The organism is Conyzicola nivalis, from assembly GCF_014639655.1.
In the GTDB taxonomy this organism is placed as follows: Bacteria; Actinomycetota; Actinomycetes; order Actinomycetales; family Microbacteriaceae; genus Conyzicola; species Conyzicola nivalis.
Genome location: NZ_BMGB01000001.1, coordinates 1,873,083 through 1,888,334 on the forward strand (window position 1 = coordinate 1,873,083; position 15,252 = coordinate 1,888,334).

Genomic DNA, 15,252 nt, shown 5'->3' on the forward strand with positions numbered 1-15,252 from the left:
GACGACATGAGTTCTCCCACTTCCACGCGCCCCGCCCGCGGCGGCCGCGGCGCGAAAGACGACGGCCCCCGCGCCAAGTTCAGCCAACTGCTGCCCTACCTGTTCGAGCACAAGAAGGTGCTCGTCGTCGTCGTGCTGCTCAGCCTCCTCGCCGCCGGCGCCTCGCTCGCCCAGCCCCTGCTCGTGCAGGAGGTCGTGAAGAAGGTGCAGGCCGGCGACGCGCTCGGCAACCTCGTCTGGGTGCTCGTCGTGCTGGTCGTGCTCTCGGCGCTGCTCAACGGATTCCAGCACTACCTGCTGCAGCGCACCGGCACCTCGGTCGTGCTGAGCGCCCGCCGCCAGCTGCTGCAACGCATCCTGCGCCTGCCGATCAGCGAGTTCGACACCCGCCGCACCGGCGACCTCGTCTCCCGCGTCGGCTCGGACACCACCCTGCTCTACGCAGTCATCACGCAGGGACTCGTCGATGCGATCGGCGGCGCCGTGCTGTTCGTCGGCGCGCTCATCGCGATGCTCGTGATCGACCCCGTTCTGCTCGGACTCACCGTCGCCGTCATCGGCGTCTCCGTCGTGACGGTCGTCCTGCTCTCGGGCCGCATCCGCGTGGTGAGCCGCAAGCAGCAGGAGAAGGTCGGCGACCTCGCCGCCGCGGTCGAGCGCGCGATCAGCGCGATCCGCACGGTCCGCGCCTCGAACGCCACCGAGCGCGAGATCGTGAAGATCGAGAAGGACGCCCACGGAGCGTGGGAGATGGGGATCCAGGTCGCCAAGATCTCGGCCCTCGTCGTGCCCGTGGCCGGCATCGCCCTGCAGGTGTCGCTGCTCGTCGTGCTCGGTGTCGGCGGGTTCCGCGTGGCGAGCGGCGCGATCGAGATCGCGAGCCTCGTTGCCTTCATCCTGTTCCTGTTCATGATGATCGGTCCGCTCGGATCGGCCTTCGGCGCCCTCACCTCGGTCAACCAGGCGCTCGGCGCGCTCGGCCGCATCCAGGAGATCATCGAGCTGCCCACCGAGAGCCAGAACGACCCGACGCTCGCGGATGCCGCGGCAGCCGACATCACGACGGATGCGGCGATCACGTTCGACGCCGTGGAGTTCAGCTACCCCGAGGGCGCGAAGAAGGACGAGGTGGCGAAGGCCGTCGCCGAGGTGGTGTCGACCTCCCCGGTCGCCCTGCCAGAAGAGCCGCAGGACCTCACCGTGCTGCGCGGAGTCTCGTTCGCCGCCGAGCGGGGCAAGCGCACCGCCCTCGTCGGCCCGTCGGGCGCCGGCAAGAGCACGATCCTGGCACTGATCGAGCGTTTCTACGACCCGACCGCGGGTGTCGTGCGCCTCGGCGGCATCGACGTCAGGGCCCTCGACCGCGAGGCCCTGCGGTCGCAGATCGGGTACGTCGAGCAGGACGCCCCCGTGCTCGCCGGCACGATCCGCGAGAACCTGCTGCTCGGCGCCCCCGACGCGACGGACGCGCAGTGCGTGGAGGTGCTGCGATCGGTGAACCTGACGGAGGTGCTCGAGCGCAACGAGCAGGGGCTGGATGCCGCCGTCGGCGAAGACGGCGTGATGCTCTCCGGGGGAGAGCGCCAACGGCTGGCCATCGCGCGCACGCTTCTCGCGGCTCCCCCGATCCTGCTGCTCGACGAGTCGACCTCGAGCCTCGACGGACTGAACGAGCAGATGCTGCGCGAGGCGATCGACGCGGTCGCCGAGAACCGCACGCTCATCGTGATCGCGCACCGGCTGTCGACCGTGGTCGACTCCGACCAGATCGTCGTGCTCGACCACGGACGCGTCGTCGGCGTGGGAACGCACTCCGAGCTCGTCGTCTCGACCCCGCTCTACAAGGAGCTCGCGAAGCACCAGCTGCTGGTGTAGCCGGTTCGGTCGCTGAGCTCGTCGAAGCGCCCTTCGACAGGCTCAGGGATCGAGGGTGTGGTTCAGGGACCGAGGGTGTGGTTCAGGGACCGGCGAGGGCGTACATCGCCACCGCGGCTGTCGCCGCGACGTTCAGGCTGTCGATGCCATGCGCCATCGGGATCTGCACGACGGTGTCGGCCGCCGCGATCGCCTCGGGCGTCAGCCCCTCGCCCTCGGTGCCGAGCACCAGCGCCACCTTCTCCGGCGCATCGTCGGCGAACGCACGCAGCGACACGGCGTCGTCGGTGAGCGCCAGTGCCGCGACGTGGAACCCGTTCGCCGTCAGCAGTTCGCGGGTGGAGGCCCAGTCGCCGGTGCGCGTCCACGGCACCTGGAGCACCGTCCCCATCGAGACGCGGATCGCCCGGCGGTAGAACGGGTCGGAGCACCGCTGGGTGACGAGCACCGCATCCGCCCCGATCGCGGCTACCGAACGGAAGATGGCGCCCACGTTCGTCGGGTCGACCACGTTCTCGAGGATCACGATGCGGCGGGCCCCGGCGAGCAGCGACTGCGGCGACGGCAACGCCGGGCGGTGCATCGACGCGATCAGTCCGCGGTGCAGGATGTAGCCGGTGAGCTCGGCGAGCAGCTCGCCCGGGCCGGAATACACTGGCACGTCCGGGCCGACGAGGGCCACGGCCTCGTCGACGGTGCCGCCGAGGGCGAGCACCGAACGCGGCCGGTGGCCGGCGCGCAGGGCGCGTTCGAGAACGAGCGCGGACTCGGCGATGTACACACCGTGCTCAGTGCCGCTGCCGTTCTTGAGCGCCACGTCGGTGCGGTGGGCGAAGTCGACCAAGCGGGGGTCGGCGATATCGTCGACCTCGAACACCGGCACGCTAGCGCACCGCGCGCACGTCGACGAAGAGAACGGCGTCCCCGTCGCGCTCGACGATCGCGGCGCTGGCCTCGAGCTCGTCGCTCGCGGCGGCCAGGTACTCGACCACGGTCTCGCCCTCGAGCGACGGGGCGAGTTCGGCGCTGGGCGCGTCGACGGGCGCGTAGCCGGCGAGGGGGAAGTCGGGCAGTTCGTCGGGCGGCAGCAGCAGTTCGGTGCTGAAGGCGCCGTCGGACTGCGAGGTCGCGATCACCTCGGTGCCGTCGGGCAGGTCGATGCCGGTGTTCTGCTCGACGGTCGGCAGGTCGGAGACGGACGCCTCGCCCCCGACGGTGATCACATGGGCGAGCGTGCCGACGGCGAAGACCACGACCACGACAGCCAGTACCGCGGCCACCAGAAGGGCGACGACGGTGATGATGATGCGCGGCGCCCGGCTGCTGACGTCGGCCGACTCGGGCAGATCGTCGATGGAGCCGAAGGTCATGCGCGGAACGGGTCGGGGGTCAGCACGTACTTGGTCTCGAGGTACTCGTGGATGCCCTCGGAGCCGCCCTCGCGTCCGATGCCCGACTGCTTCACACCGCCGAACGGTGCTGCGGCGTTCGACACGACGCCGACGTTGAGTCCCATCATGCCGGTCTGGAGGGTCTCGACCAGCCTCTGCCCTCGCGCCAGGTCGCGGGTGAAGACGTAGCTCACGAGACCGTACTCCGTGTCGTTGGCGAGAGCCACGGCATCCGCCTCGTCGGTAAACGGCACGATCGTCACGACCGGCCCGAAGATCTCCTCGCGCAGGATGTCGCTTCCCGCGACGATGCCGCTGAGCACGGTCGGCTGGTAGAAGCTGCCGGGGCCGTCGACGCGGGAGCCGCCGGTGACGAGCGTCGCGCCGCGGTCGATGGCGTCGCGCACGAGGGCGTCGGCCTTGTCCACGGCCCCGTCGTTGATGAGCGGCCCGATCGCGACGCCGTCTTCCGTGCCGCGTCCGATCGTGAGTTCGTTGACGCGGGCGGTGATGCGCGCCGTGAACTCCTCGGCGACCGACTCGTGCACGATGAAGCGGTTGGCGGCCGTGCACGCCTGCCCGATGTTGCGGAACTTGGCGAGCATCGCGCCGTCGACCGCCTTGTCGAGGTCGGCGTCGTCGAAGACGATGAAGGGGGCGTTGCCGCCGAGCTCCATGGATGTGCGCAGCACGCTCTCGGAGGCCTGGGTGAGCAGCTTGCGCCCGACCGGGGTCGAGCCGGTGAAGCTCAGCTTGCGCAGGCGCTTGTCGGCGATGATCGGGCCGGACACCTCGCCCGAGGTGGAGGTGGTGATGACGCCGAGCACGCCGGCGGGGAGCCCGGCCTCTTCGAGCAGACGGGCGAAGTAGAGCGTGGTGAGCGGCGTCAGCTCGGCGGGCTTCACGATCGCCGTGCAGCCGGCTGCGAGGGCGGGCGCGATCTTGCGTGTCGCCATCGCCAAGGGGAAGTTCCACGGGGTGATGAGGAACGACGGACCGACCGGCAGGTGCGTCACAATCATGCGCCCTGTGCCCTCGGGGTTCACGCCGTAGCGCCCCGAGATGCGCACGGCCTCTTCGCCGAACCAGCGCAGGAACTCGCCGCCATAGGTCACTTCGCCGCGCGCCTCGGCGAGTGGCTTTCCCATTTCGAGCGTCATCAGCAGGGCGAACTCGTCGGCGCGCTCCTGCAGCAGGTCGAAGGCGCCGCGCAGGATCTCGCCGCGCACGCGGGGCGCCGTGGCGGCCCAGCTCTGCTGGACGGCAGCCGCGGCATCCACGGCCCTGATGCCGTCTTCGGGCGAGGCGTCGGCGATCGTCTTGATGACCAGGCCTGTCGACGGGTCGTGCACGTCGATGCTGCGGCCCGACGTCGACGGCACCCACTTTCCGCCGATGAACAGGCGGTCGGGCACCTTGGCGAGCAGGTCGGCCTCGGAGATCGTCATCGGGCTGCCTCCACGATCTCGATACCGGCCGCTTCGAGCTCGACGAGGGCGGCGGCGCTGGAGTCGGCGGCGACACCCGCGGCGAGGTCGGCGAGCACGCGCACGTGGCGGCCGGCCTCGACCGCGTCGAGCGCGCTGGCCCGCACGCAGTAGTCGGTGGCGATCCCGGCCACGTCGATGTCGGTGATGCCGAGCGAGTCGAGGGTCGCTCCGACCGAGGCGCCCTCGTCGGTCGTCCCTTCGAAGATCGAGTAGGCCGGCACGCCCTGCCCCTTACGAACGTGCACGTCCACGGCCGTGAGGTCGAGGTCGGGGTGGTACTCGGCGCCCGGCGTTCCGGCGATGCAGTGCGGCGGCCAGGTGTTCACGTAGTCGGGCTCTGCCGAGATGTGCCCGCCGTTGTCGCTCTCCGGATCGTGCCAGTCGCGGGATGCGAAGACGTGCGAATAACGGTTCGGATGCTGCGCCAACAGTTTCGAGATGCCGGCGGCGACGGCGGCTCCCCCGTCGACTCCGAGAGCGCCGCCCTCGGTGAAGTCGTTCTGCACGTCGATGATGAAGAGCGCCTTGCTCATTCGCACTGCCTTTCGTCGCGGGAGCTAGATGTTCGCGAGGTTGTCGCCGCAACTGTAGACGCTCGTCGCGAGGGTGTCGATGGCCACCTTGGCGTTCTCTTGGATGCCGCTCCCGATCGCGTAGAACGCGAAGGTGAGCGGTGTACCGTCGGCGGCCTTGATCACGCCGCCGAGCGTGTACGCGGTGTCGATCCAGCCGGTCTTGGCGATCACGTTGCCGCCGGCGACGGAGTTGCCGCCCGTGAAGCGGCTGGCCAGGCTGCCCGACTTGCCCGCGACCGGTAGCGCGTTGTAGACGATGCTGAGGTTCTGGCCGCCGGCGAGGACCTTGACCATAAGCTTGGCCACGTACTCGGGCGGAACCGCGTTCGCCTCGCTCAGACCCGAGCCGTCCTTGATGGTGAGGGCGTCGACCGGAACGCCGTAGGCCTTGAGCGCGGCGGGGATGGCCTGCTGCAGCGAGGCGGACGAGCCGCCGAAGCCCGACTTGACCGACACGACGCGGGCGAGCATCTCGGCAAGCGTGTTGTCGCTCGTGAGCAGCATGAACGGGATGAGGCTCGACACGGGCTGCGACTGCACCTCGGCGAGGACGGTCGACGACGACGCGGTGCCGGTGGTGACGGTTACGCCGGGCAGGCCGAGGGCCGCGACGAAGGCGGTACCGGCGCGGCCGACCGGGTCGGTGCTGCGCGGGCTGGTGTTGCGCGCGGGGTCGGCGCGGTCGCCGTCGACCATCAAGGCGGTGACCTCGGAGTGGTAGCCGATCGTCTGCTCGGTGCGCTTCCAGATCGGGTCCCACTTGTCGGCGGGGTTCCAGTAGCTGGCGTCGAGCACGACCTCGGTGATCGGGGTGCCGGGGTAGGCGGCGTCGTGGGCCGCCTTCGCTTTGGCGGCGAGGTCGGCGATCTTGGGGGCGCCGGCGTACACGCTCGACCCGGAGGCGCTCAGGGTCGGGTCTCCCCCGCCGACGAGCACGATGCTGTTCGGGGTGGCGCCCGCGACGACCTTCGTCGTGAGGCGGTAGTCGGGGCCGAGGGCCGAGAGTGCCGCGGATGCAGTGAGCACCTTCATGACGCTCCCGGTGCGGTTCGGCACGTCGCCCTCGCGGGAGAAGAGCACCTCGCCGGTGGTGGCGTTCATCACATAGCCCTTGAAGCCCATGAGGCGAGGGTCGGATGCCGGGCCGGCGACGGAGCAGGTGCGCAGCCGGGTGGCGCCGGGCAGTGTGGCGGGAACCGAACGTCCGGCTTCCGCCTCGGTGGTCGGGGTGGGCGCCGCGCTCTCGCCGGTGTCGGGGGTGACCTCGGCCTCCGCCGCCGGCGTGCCGCCGCCGACCGCCGCGCCGGCGAAGACGGCGCCGGTACCGAGCATCAGGAAGACGACCGCGAGGGCGCCCGTGAGCCACGCCGTGGGGTGCTTGCGGATCGCGCCCGACAGACCCTTCCGGGCGGGATGGGGCGTCACTTCTGGCTCACTCACCCACCAATGATAAACGTCGACTCTGGGAGGGCCGTCGTGGGCGTGGCAGGCTGGGGTCATGAAGCTGCGCCGCGTGCACCACATCGCAATCATCGGCACCGACTACGAGCGGAGCAAGGACTTCTATACCCGGGTGCTCGGGTTCGAGCTCGTCGACGAGGTATACCGCGAGGAACGCGAGTCGTGGATGGGCAAGCTCGCGCTCGGCGGCGAGTACATCGTGGAGCTGTTCTCGTTCCCGACCCCGGCCGTGCGTCCGACCTGGCCGGAGGCGACCGGGCTGCGCCACCTGGCCTTCGAGGTCGACGACGTGGAGGCCACGCTCGCCGAACTCGACACCGAGGGCATCCGGCACGAAGAACTGCGGGTCGACCCGTACACGGGCAAACACATGGCGTTCTTCTTCGACCCCGACGGCCTGCCGCTCGAGCTCTACGAGGCCTAGCTAGCCTTCGAGCAGGATCGCCAGTTCGTCGAGCTCGACGTCCCAGCCCTCGCGGTTCTGCTCGAGACGGTCGCGGCGGTAGCGGGTGCCGCCCGGCAGCTTCTCGAAGCCCGACTCGACGACGGTCAGCTCGCTCGAGGTGTCGTCGCCGGTGAGCGTGAACGCCACGTGCGTCGAATACTCGTCGAGCTCGTCGGCCGGGATGCCCGACCAGCGGAACGCCAGCGTCTCGAGCGGCACGATCTCGGTGAACTCGATCGGGAAGTCGCCGAAGTCCTCGTAGATGACGCGACCGGTGCCGCCGACCTCGAACGCGCTGACCTCGAAGCCCTCGCCGAACCACTGGTTGAGCAGTTCGGGCTCGGTGAGCGCCGCCCACACCCGCTCACGCGGAACGTCGAGGGTGATGGTGCGGCGGATGAGGTGGCCGATGACGCGGGCGTGGTCTGACAAGGTGATCCTTCCGATCGTGTTCAGAAACGAGGTTACTCGCCCGGGTAGACGAGCCCGATCTGGCGACGCACCTCGTCGAGCGTGCGCATGATGCCCACGGTCTCGCTCGGCGGCAGCACATCGGCCGCGCCCACTCCCGCGGCGACGAGCCGCTCGGCCTCCCACGCCTGGAACTGCATGCCCCGCTCGGAAACGGCGCCGTCGAAGGTGTCGACGACCGTGCCCTCGCTGTCGTAGACGGTGAAGGTCGTGGGTGCGTAGAAGACGCCGTCGAGCGCGATCCAGCCCTCGGTACCGATGACGGATGCCGCGTTGGGCCCGAGTGTGTCGAGCGCGGTGTGCAGTACCGCCTGCTGTCCGCCGGCGTAGCCGAGCAGGATCGCCGTCTGGCGGTCGACGCCGGTCGCGGTCGGGCTGGAGATGGCGGCCACGGTCGTCGGCTCGCCCAGGATGTCCCAGGCGAACGACACCGGGTAGATGCCGAGGTCGAGCAGGGCTCCGCCGCCGAGCTCGGGGTTGTTGATGCGGTGCTTCGGGTCGCTGGGCAGCTTCTGGTTGTGGTCGGCGATGACCGTGCGCACCTCGCCGATGGTGCCGGCGGCGATGATCTCGCGCAGGCGGACCATGTGCGGCAGCCACCGGGTCCACATGGCCTCGAGAACGACGATGTTCTTCTCGGCCGCGAGGTCGACGAGGGTCTCGGCCTCGCCGGCGTTCAGCGTGAACGGCTTCTCGACGAGCACGTGCTTGCCGGCGTTCACCGCGAGTCGGGTGTTTTCGAAGTGCATCGGGTGCGGCGTGGCCACGTAGATGATGTCGACCCCGGGGTCGGCGACGAGCGCCTCGTAGCTCGCGTGCGCCGTCGGGATGCCGAACCGCCCGGCGAAGGTGTCGGCCGACTCCTGCGTGCGCGAACCGACGGCGGCGACGGTGAATCCGCTCGCGAGGATGTCGGACACGAACAGCTCCGCGATCCAGCCGGTGCCGAGGATGCCCCAGCGCAGTGATTCAGTCATGTCGTTCCCCATCGAAAGAGTGCCGGAAAGTGTTGTTCGATCATGCCATGCGTGGGTGGTCCGGCTCGCCCGCCGGTTCTATAGTGTGCGCATGACCGACCTCGAGACGCTGCGGTTCGACGGCTACGCGCCCTTCCGCGAGTGGCTGCTGCAGAACCAGGACGCGTCGACGGGCGTGTGGCTCGTGCTCGCCAAGAAGGGCTCGGGCGAGACCACCGTGACCTACGCCGAGGCGCTCGACGCCGCGCTCGAGTTCGGCTGGATCGACGGGCAGGCCAGGCGCATCGACGACGCGACCTACATGCAGCGCTTCACGCCGCGCCGCCCGCAGAGCCCGTGGTCGACGCGCAACCGCGAGGCGGCCGAGGCCATGATCGCCGAGGGCCGGATGGCGCCGCGAGGTCTCGCCGAGGTCGAGCGCGCGCGGAAGGACGGACGGTGGGACCGGGCCTACGACGGGCCGGCGAAGGCGGAGCCGCATCCGGATTTCGTCACCGCGCTCGCCGCGAACCCCGCGGCCGCGGCCTTCTACGCGACTCTGAACAGCCAGAACCGCTACGCGATCTACTACCGCGTGCAGTCGGCGAAGCGCGAGGAGACGCGGGCGCGGCGCATTGCCGACTTCGTGGCGAAGCTCGAGCGCGGCGAGAAGTTCTACTGAGCGGGGCGGGCGCTCCTACTGCTCGTCGAGGTTGCTCTTGAGCAGCGCGCTGAGCGACTCGAGCGCGGCGTCGGCGTTGTCGCCCTCCGTCGTGAGCGTGACCTCTTCGCCCGGACCGACGCCGAGGGTGAGCAGTCCGAGGATGCTCGCGGCGTTGACCGCGGTGCCTCCGGCTTTCGCGATCGTGACCGCGGCACCCGACGCGAGGGCGGCCTGCGAGAAGAGGGAGGCGGGGCGGGCGTGCAGGCCTGAGGTCGATCCGACGATGACGGTGGCGGTGGGCATGGCGGTTCCTTTGGTGGGGGCGTGACGGGCCTCCAACGATAGCCCGGGGTGCGTGCCCGTCAGTGTGCGAACAGCCCGCGGTAGTACTCGTACACCCAGCCCGAGATGGCGATCAGCACGAGCGGGACTCCGTAGAACACCAGCCAGGGGCCGATCGCGAGCCCGAGGAAGACGACCGCGAGCGAGCCGGCGAGCATGACCGGCCACCAGCTCCACGGGCTGAAGAAGCCCTGCTCTGCCTGGCCGTCGTCGATCTCGGCGTCGATGCGGTCTTCCGGCAGTTCGCCGCCCTGAGCCTTGCGGGTGCGCCCGATGTAGAACGCGATCAGGGTCGACGCGATGGCGGAGAGCGCGAGCCCGACCGTACCCACCCATTCGATGCCGCCGCCGGTGATGCTCGCGGTGGTGGCGAGCGGCTGCGCGTTGAAGAACAGCGACCAGACCGTGTAGACGACCGTCAGCAGCGCGAAATAGCCTGCCAGAACCCAGAACAGCTTGGAATTGGCGCCCATGATGCGCTTCTTTCTCTGCGTCGAAAACGAATTGCGACCAGTGAACTCCCGCCCCGGGCGACGGGCAAGTACTTGACCCCACCGGAAATGGGTCTCAGGAAGCGACGAGCCTGCCCGCGTCGAGCCGGATGACACGGTCGGCCGCGACGATCACGGCGGCGTCGTGCGTCGCGTGCACGACGGCCGCGCCGCGCCGCGCCTCCCGGGCGATCGCGAGGTCGATGAGCCCGCGCGCCTCGTCGTCTAGAGCGGCGGCCGGTTCGTCGAGCAGCAGGATCTCCGCTCGCTGCGCCAGCCCCTGGGCGACGAGCGCACGCTGGCGCTGACCGCCCGAGAGCTCGTGCAGGGGTCGGCGCTCGAGTGCCTGCAGCCCGAGCGCGGCGACGGAATCGGCGACGATCTCGCGATCGGTCCGGGTCAGCGGGCGCCAGGGCGCGCGGTGCGCCCAGCGCCCCATCGAGACGACTTCGTGCACGGTGAGCGGCAGCGAGTGGGGCACGGCGCTGCGCTGGACCACGAACGCGATCCTCGCGCCTGCCCGGCGCTCCGCAATGCCCCGGTGCTCCTGGGTGCCGGCGATCACACCCAGCAGGGTGGACTTGCCCGACCCGTTCTGCCCGGCGAGTGCCGTGATCTCGCCCGCAGCGATCGAGACCGACACGGAGTTCAGGGCGCGGATGCCGCCGTGCTCGACTGAGATGTTCTGGAGTTCGATCACGGTTCTACCATAACCTAAATGATTATCGTTCTCATGTAGGGTCAAGGCGTGACCTTCCTTCTGACCCCCTTCGCCACCGACTTCATGCTGCGTGCCCTTGGCGGCGGCGTGCTCGTGGCCGCCATCTGCGCGATCGTGGGCACCTGGGTCGTCATCCGCGGCATGGCGTTCTTGGGCGAGGCGATGGCGCACGGCATGCTGCCCGGTGTCGCGGCGGCGAGTCTGCTCGGCCTCCCCGCCATCGCCGGCGCGGCGGTGAGCGCCGTCGTGATGACCTTCGGTGTCAACGCGATCACCCGCCGCGGCCGGCTCTCGAGCGACACCGGCATCGGCCTGCTGTTCGTGGGCATGCTCTCGCTCGGTGTCATCATCGTGTCGCACTCGCGCAGCTTCGCCGTCGACCTCACCGCGATCCTGTTCGGCGACATCCTCGCCATCCGTCCGGCCGACCTCGCGCTGCTCGCCCTCGCCCTCGGGGTGACGGGGGTCGTCGCCGTGATCTTCCACCGGCCGTTCGTCGCGCTGGCGTTCGACAGCAGGGTCGCGCACACGCTCCGGCTGCGCCCGCGGCTCGCCGGTGCGGTGCTCGTCGGGCTCGTGACGCTCGCGGTCGTCGCCTCCTACGGCGCCGTCGGGTCGCTGCTGGTCGTCGGACTGCTGCTCGCGCCGGCCGTCGCCGCGGGCCACTGGGCTCGTCGCATCCCCACCACCATGCTGCTCGCCGCCGTCTTCGGCAGCGTCGCCGTCGCCGCCGGCTTGCTCGTCTCCTGGCACGCCGAGACCGCCGCCGGTGCATCCATCGCCGTTGTCGCCATCGCCATCGCCGCCCTGTCCGCCCTCCTCCGCCAGCTCACGAAAGTATCCAGTGCAACTCCGTAACACCGCCGCTCTGCTCGCCGGCTCGCTCCTCCTGCTCACCGCCTGCTCGCCCTCCGCGACGCCCCCCGCCGAGGCCGAAAAACCGCACGGCTATGTCGAGGGAGCGGCCGAACTCACCGAGCCCCAGCTCACCCTCGCCACCGTCGACGCCGCCGGCGAGCTCGCCCTGCTCGACCTCATCGAGGAGTCGGTCGAACCGGTCGGCGCCATCGACGGCGTGACCGCGGTCTCGACCGACGGCCGCTTCGTGTTCGCCTCCGGCACCGCCGGCGTCACGGTCGTCGACACCGGCGTGTGGACCGTCGACCACGAAGACCACTCGCACTACTACCGCGCCTCCCCCGCGGTCGTCGGAACGCTCGAGGGCGATGGCGAAGCTGTCGTCGCCGGCGGCGGAACAGTCACCGCGGTCACCTTCGAGGCGTCGGGCGAGAGCGTGCTGCTCGACAGCGAGGCGCTCGGCGAGGGCGAGATCGTCGAGGTCGACCGGGTGGAGGCAGACCTCGTCGTCCCGTTCGGTGCGGCCACGCTCGTCGCCTCCGGTGGCGCCGTGACCGTGCTCGACCAGTCGGACACCGGGATCGCCTGCGCGGATCCCCGAGGCACGATCGCGACGCGGGTGGGCGTGGTGATCGGATGCGACGACGGCGCGATCCTGGCGACCATGGCCGCCGAGACGGTGGGTTTCGAAGCCCTGCCCTACCCCGAGGCGGTGGCCGAGGCCGAGCGCGCCACCGACTTCCGCGGTCGGCCCGGACGCCCGACGGTGGCGGCCCTCGCCGGCGCCTCCGGCTTCTGGCTGCTCGACACCCGGGAACGCACCTGGGCCCTGCTTCCGGCCGAATCGCCGCTGCTGCTCGTGGCGGCCGCCGACGACACCGACGGCAACGTGGTGGCGCTGGCGAGCGACGGCCGCATCCTCACCATCGACGGCGCCACGGGTTCGACGCGCGCCGCCACCGGGCCGCTGCTCGCAGCGACCGTCGCCGACCCCGCCCTGCTCGCCGGCGTCGAACTCACCGTCGACGCGAACCGCGCCTACGTCAACGCGCCCGCAGAGGGAGTCGTCTACGAGATCGACTACGCCGACGGCGCCCGGGTCGCGCGCACCTTCGAGACCCCGAACTCGCCCATGTTCTTCGCCGAGACGGGACGCCTGTCATGAAAAAGATCTTCGCGATCGCCGCTGTCGCGGTCACCCTCGCTTCCCTCGCCGGCTGCAGCGCGCCGGCCGACGACCGTCCGCTGGTCGTGGTGACGACCAACATCCTCGGCGACGTGGTCTCCAACGTCGTCGGCGACCAGGCCGAGGTGATGGTGCTCATGAAACCCAACGCCGACCCGCACTCGTTCGAGATCTCGGCGAAAGACGGCGCGCGCATTCTCGGCGCCGACCTGCTCGTCTCGAACGGGCTCGGGCTGGAGGAGGGGCTGCAGAAGCACCTCGACGCCGCCGAGGCGGAGGGCGTCGCGACGCTGGCCGCCGGCGACGCGATCGACGTGCTCGAGTACGGGCCGGGCGACTCGGAGGGCGCGGACGACCCGCACTTCTGGACCGACCCGGCGCGCGTGGTCGACGTCACCGTCGCCGTGGCCGACGCCGTGGAACGGCACGTCGACGGGGTCGATCCCCGGATCATCCGGTCGAATGCCGACGACTACATCGCCGAACTGCGCACCCTCGACGGCGAGATGACGACCGCCTTCGAGGCGATCCCCGCGGCGCAGCGCAACCTCGTGACCAACCACCACGTGTTCGGCTACCTCGCCGACCGGTACGGCTTCACCGTGGTCGGCGCGGTCATCCCCGGTGGTTCGACGCTCGCCGCGCCCAGCGCGTCCGACCTGCGCGACCTCGTGAGCGCGATCGAGGAGGCCGGTGTCGCCACGATCTTCGCCGAGTCCTCGCAGCCCGACCGGCTCGTGCAAGTGCTCGCCGACGAGGCCGGCATCGACGTCGCCGTCGTCGAACCGTTCACCGAGTCACTGAGCGAGCGTGGCGAAGGCGCCGACAGCTACCTGACCATGATGCGCACGAACACCGAGCGCATCGCCACCGGCCTCTCCCCGTAACGGGATCGGCCACAACGAATAAGGAAACAATGAAAACCCAGCTACACCGGCGAGCATCGCTCGTTGCACTCGTCGCCGCCTCGGCGCTCGCGCTCACGGCGTGCGCCACGAGCACCCCCGCCGCGGAGAGTACCGACGGCACCGCCCCGGGCTCGAACCCCGGCCGCGTCGCCCTCACCTACGACGGCGGCATCGTCGTCCTCGACTCCGCGTCTCTCGACGTCGCCGCCGACATCCCGCTCGAGGGCTTCAACCGCCTCAACGCGGCTGGCGACGGCGAGAACGTGTTCGTCACCACCACCGAGGGCTTCCAGGTGCTGCGTGCCGCGGGCGAACCCGAACTCACCGGTCTCGTGTTCGAGGCCAACACGGCCGGGCACGTCGTGAAGCACGGAGACAAGACCATCCTGTTTGCCGACGGCACCGGCGACGCGACGATCTTCGAGACCGACGCCCTGCTCGACTCGACCACCGAACTGCCCGAGACCGAGACCGTCGCGTCGGAGGCGGCCCACCACGGTGTCGCCATCGAACTCGAAGACGGCACCTTCCTGTCGACCATCGGAACGTCGGAAGGCCGCTCGGGAGTCCGTGCGCTCGACGCGTCACGCACCGAGGTCGACCGCAACGAGCAGTGCCCCTCCGTCCACGGCGAGGGCGCGGCGATGAACGAGATCGCGGTCTTCGGCTGCAGCGACGGCGTTCTCGTCTACGACGACGGCGCCTTCACCAAGATCGCGGCACCCGACGCGTACGGCCGCACCGGCAACCAGTACACGACCGACACCTCGTCGATCACGGTCGGCGACTACAACGCCGACCCCGACTCCGAGGGCTACCTGCTCAGCCAGCTCGTGCTCACCGACACCGTCGCCAAGACGATGCGGGTCGTCGACATGCCAGAGGGCGTTGGCTACACCTGGCGCGATGTGGTGCGCGGCCCGGAGGACGAGGCCTACGTGCTCGGCTCCGACGGGGCGCTCTACGAACTCGACGTGACGACGGGCGAGATCACCGAGCTGGTCTCGGTCATCGACGCGTGGGAGAGCCCGGTCGAGTGGCAGGACGCGCATCCGGCGCTGTCGATCCTCGGCGACACGCTCTACGTCACCGACCCGGCCGCGGAATCGGTGCACGCGGTCGACCTGGCCACCGCCGAGGTCGTCGCATCGGCCGAGCTCCCGGGCGCACCGATTGAGATCGCGGTCGTCGCCGGGAAGTAGCAGGACCGGCATACCGCCACGCTGCTAGCGTGGCGGTATGCCCACCCCAGAAGAGACCGCGGATGCGCGCCAGCAGCGCGCGGAAGAGCTCCTGAAAGCGGTGGCCGGCGGTGCGAACCTGGGCGAAGAGACGCTGAAAATGTCGAACGAGTTCACCGACGAGTGGACGGCTAGGTTCACAGCCCGGCTCAAGCGGATCTTCCGCCGCTGACACCG

At 70.1% G+C, this 15,252-nt stretch carries 18 protein-coding genes; 8 read left to right on the forward strand and 10 right to left on the reverse strand.

Annotation, left to right across the window (positions count from 1 at the left end; genetic code table 11):
• Nucleotides 1-6 precede the first annotated feature (6 nt).
• Complete coding sequence (locus IEV96_RS09280; RefSeq protein WP_188510339.1) at nucleotides 7-1,875, forward strand: ABC transporter ATP-binding protein; 1,869 nt, start codon at nucleotides 7-9, stop codon at nucleotides 1,873-1,875.
• 82 nt (nucleotides 1,876-1,957) lie between these two features.
• Here IEV96_RS09280 and IEV96_RS09285 read toward each other — a convergent pair whose 3' ends face one another.
• The 5 genes from IEV96_RS09285 to IEV96_RS09305 are packed head-to-tail and all read right to left on the reverse strand — an operon-like array spanning nucleotide 1,958 to nucleotide 6,771.
• Nucleotides 1,958-2,758, reverse strand: a complete 801-nt coding sequence (locus IEV96_RS09285) for a TrmH family RNA methyltransferase (protein WP_188510340.1) — start codon at nucleotides 2,756-2,758, stop codon at nucleotides 1,958-1,960.
• 1 nt (nucleotide 2,759) lies between these two features.
• Nucleotides 2,760-3,245, reverse strand: a complete 486-nt coding sequence (locus IEV96_RS09290; protein WP_188510341.1) for a hypothetical protein — start codon at nucleotides 3,243-3,245, stop codon at nucleotides 2,760-2,762.
• Complete coding sequence (locus IEV96_RS09295) at nucleotides 3,242-4,714, reverse strand: NAD-dependent succinate-semialdehyde dehydrogenase (protein ID WP_188510342.1); 1,473 nt, start codon at nucleotides 4,712-4,714, stop codon at nucleotides 3,242-3,244. The genes IEV96_RS09290 and IEV96_RS09295 overlap by 4 nt, the downstream gene beginning before the upstream one ends.
• Complete coding sequence (locus IEV96_RS09300; protein WP_188510343.1) at nucleotides 4,711-5,289, reverse strand: isochorismatase family protein; 579 nt, start codon at nucleotides 5,287-5,289, stop codon at nucleotides 4,711-4,713. The genes IEV96_RS09295 and IEV96_RS09300 overlap by 4 nt, the downstream gene beginning before the upstream one ends.
• A gap of 24 nt (nucleotides 5,290-5,313) precedes the next feature.
• Nucleotides 5,314-6,771 (reverse strand): D-alanyl-D-alanine carboxypeptidase/D-alanyl-D-alanine-endopeptidase, encoded by a 1,458-nt coding sequence (locus IEV96_RS09305; protein WP_229733186.1) that lies wholly within the window; start codon nucleotides 6,769-6,771, stop codon nucleotides 5,314-5,316.
• A 58-nt stretch (nucleotides 6,772-6,829) separates the two neighbouring features.
• On the opposite strand from IEV96_RS09305, the gene IEV96_RS09310 reads away from it, so the two are divergent.
• Nucleotides 6,830-7,216: a VOC family protein gene (locus IEV96_RS09310; protein ID WP_188510344.1), complete on the forward strand. Its 387-nt coding sequence runs from the start codon at nucleotides 6,830-6,832 to the stop codon at nucleotides 7,214-7,216.
• On the opposite strand, the gene IEV96_RS09315 is transcribed toward IEV96_RS09310, so the two are convergent.
• Nucleotides 7,217-7,669 (reverse strand): SRPBCC domain-containing protein, encoded by a 453-nt coding sequence (locus tag IEV96_RS09315; RefSeq protein WP_188510345.1) that lies wholly within the window; start codon nucleotides 7,667-7,669, stop codon nucleotides 7,217-7,219.
• A 32-nt stretch (nucleotides 7,670-7,701) separates the two neighbouring features.
• Complete coding sequence (locus tag IEV96_RS09320; RefSeq protein ID WP_188510346.1) at nucleotides 7,702-8,685, reverse strand: Gfo/Idh/MocA family protein; 984 nt, start codon at nucleotides 8,683-8,685, stop codon at nucleotides 7,702-7,704.
• Between the two features lie 91 nt (nucleotides 8,686-8,776).
• On the opposite strand from IEV96_RS09320, the gene IEV96_RS09325 reads away from it, so the two are divergent.
• Nucleotides 8,777-9,346 carry a YdeI/OmpD-associated family protein gene (locus IEV96_RS09325; protein ID WP_188510347.1) on the forward strand — a complete coding sequence of 190 codons (570 nt, stop codon included), beginning with the start codon at nucleotides 8,777-8,779 and terminating at the stop codon, nucleotides 9,344-9,346.
• Between the two features lie 15 nt (nucleotides 9,347-9,361).
• Here the strand turns inward: IEV96_RS09325 and IEV96_RS09330 are convergent, their stop codons facing one another.
• From IEV96_RS09330 to aztA, 3 genes are all read right to left on the reverse strand, one after another.
• On the reverse strand, nucleotides 9,362-9,631 hold the full coding sequence (locus IEV96_RS09330) for an HPr family phosphocarrier protein (RefSeq protein ID WP_188510348.1): 270 nt from the start codon (nucleotides 9,629-9,631) through the stop codon (nucleotides 9,362-9,364).
• Nucleotides 9,632-9,690: 59 nt separating this feature from the next.
• Complete coding sequence (locus IEV96_RS09335) at nucleotides 9,691-10,143, reverse strand: cytochrome c oxidase subunit 4 (RefSeq protein ID WP_188510349.1); 453 nt, start codon at nucleotides 10,141-10,143, stop codon at nucleotides 9,691-9,693.
• Nucleotides 10,144-10,237: 94 nt separating this feature from the next.
• Nucleotides 10,238-10,861: a zinc ABC transporter ATP-binding protein AztA gene (aztA, locus tag IEV96_RS09340; protein ID WP_229733188.1), complete on the reverse strand. Its 624-nt coding sequence runs from the start codon at nucleotides 10,859-10,861 to the stop codon at nucleotides 10,238-10,240.
• Nucleotides 10,862-10,909: 48 nt separating this feature from the next.
• Between aztA and aztB the strand changes: the two genes are divergently transcribed.
• The 5 genes from aztB to IEV96_RS09365 are packed head-to-tail and all read left to right on the forward strand — an operon-like array spanning nucleotide 10,910 to nucleotide 15,247.
• The gene (gene aztB / locus IEV96_RS09345; RefSeq protein ID WP_188510350.1) at nucleotides 10,910-11,740 is read left to right on the forward strand and encodes a zinc ABC transporter permease AztB; all 831 of its coding nucleotides are present in this window, start codon (nucleotides 10,910-10,912) and stop codon (nucleotides 11,738-11,740) included.
• Nucleotides 11,727-12,905 carry a hypothetical protein gene (locus tag IEV96_RS09350; RefSeq protein ID WP_188510351.1) on the forward strand — a complete coding sequence of 393 codons (1,179 nt, stop codon included), beginning with the start codon at nucleotides 11,727-11,729 and terminating at the stop codon, nucleotides 12,903-12,905. Before aztB ends, IEV96_RS09350 begins: the two co-directional genes overlap by 14 nt.
• On the forward strand, nucleotides 12,902-13,813 hold the full coding sequence (gene aztC / locus IEV96_RS09355) for a zinc ABC transporter substrate-binding protein AztC (RefSeq protein WP_188510352.1): 912 nt from the start codon (nucleotides 12,902-12,904) through the stop codon (nucleotides 13,811-13,813). The genes IEV96_RS09350 and aztC overlap by 4 nt, the downstream gene beginning before the upstream one ends.
• Before the next feature lie 29 nt (nucleotides 13,814-13,842).
• Nucleotides 13,843-15,036 (forward strand): zinc metallochaperone AztD, encoded by a 1,194-nt coding sequence (aztD, locus tag IEV96_RS09360; protein WP_188510353.1) that lies wholly within the window; start codon nucleotides 13,843-13,845, stop codon nucleotides 15,034-15,036.
• 37 nt (nucleotides 15,037-15,073) lie between these two features.
• Nucleotides 15,074-15,247 carry a hypothetical protein gene (locus IEV96_RS09365; protein ID WP_188510354.1) on the forward strand — a complete coding sequence of 58 codons (174 nt, stop codon included), beginning with the start codon at nucleotides 15,074-15,076 and terminating at the stop codon, nucleotides 15,245-15,247.
• The last annotated feature ends 5 nt before the right edge of the window (nucleotides 15,248-15,252 follow it).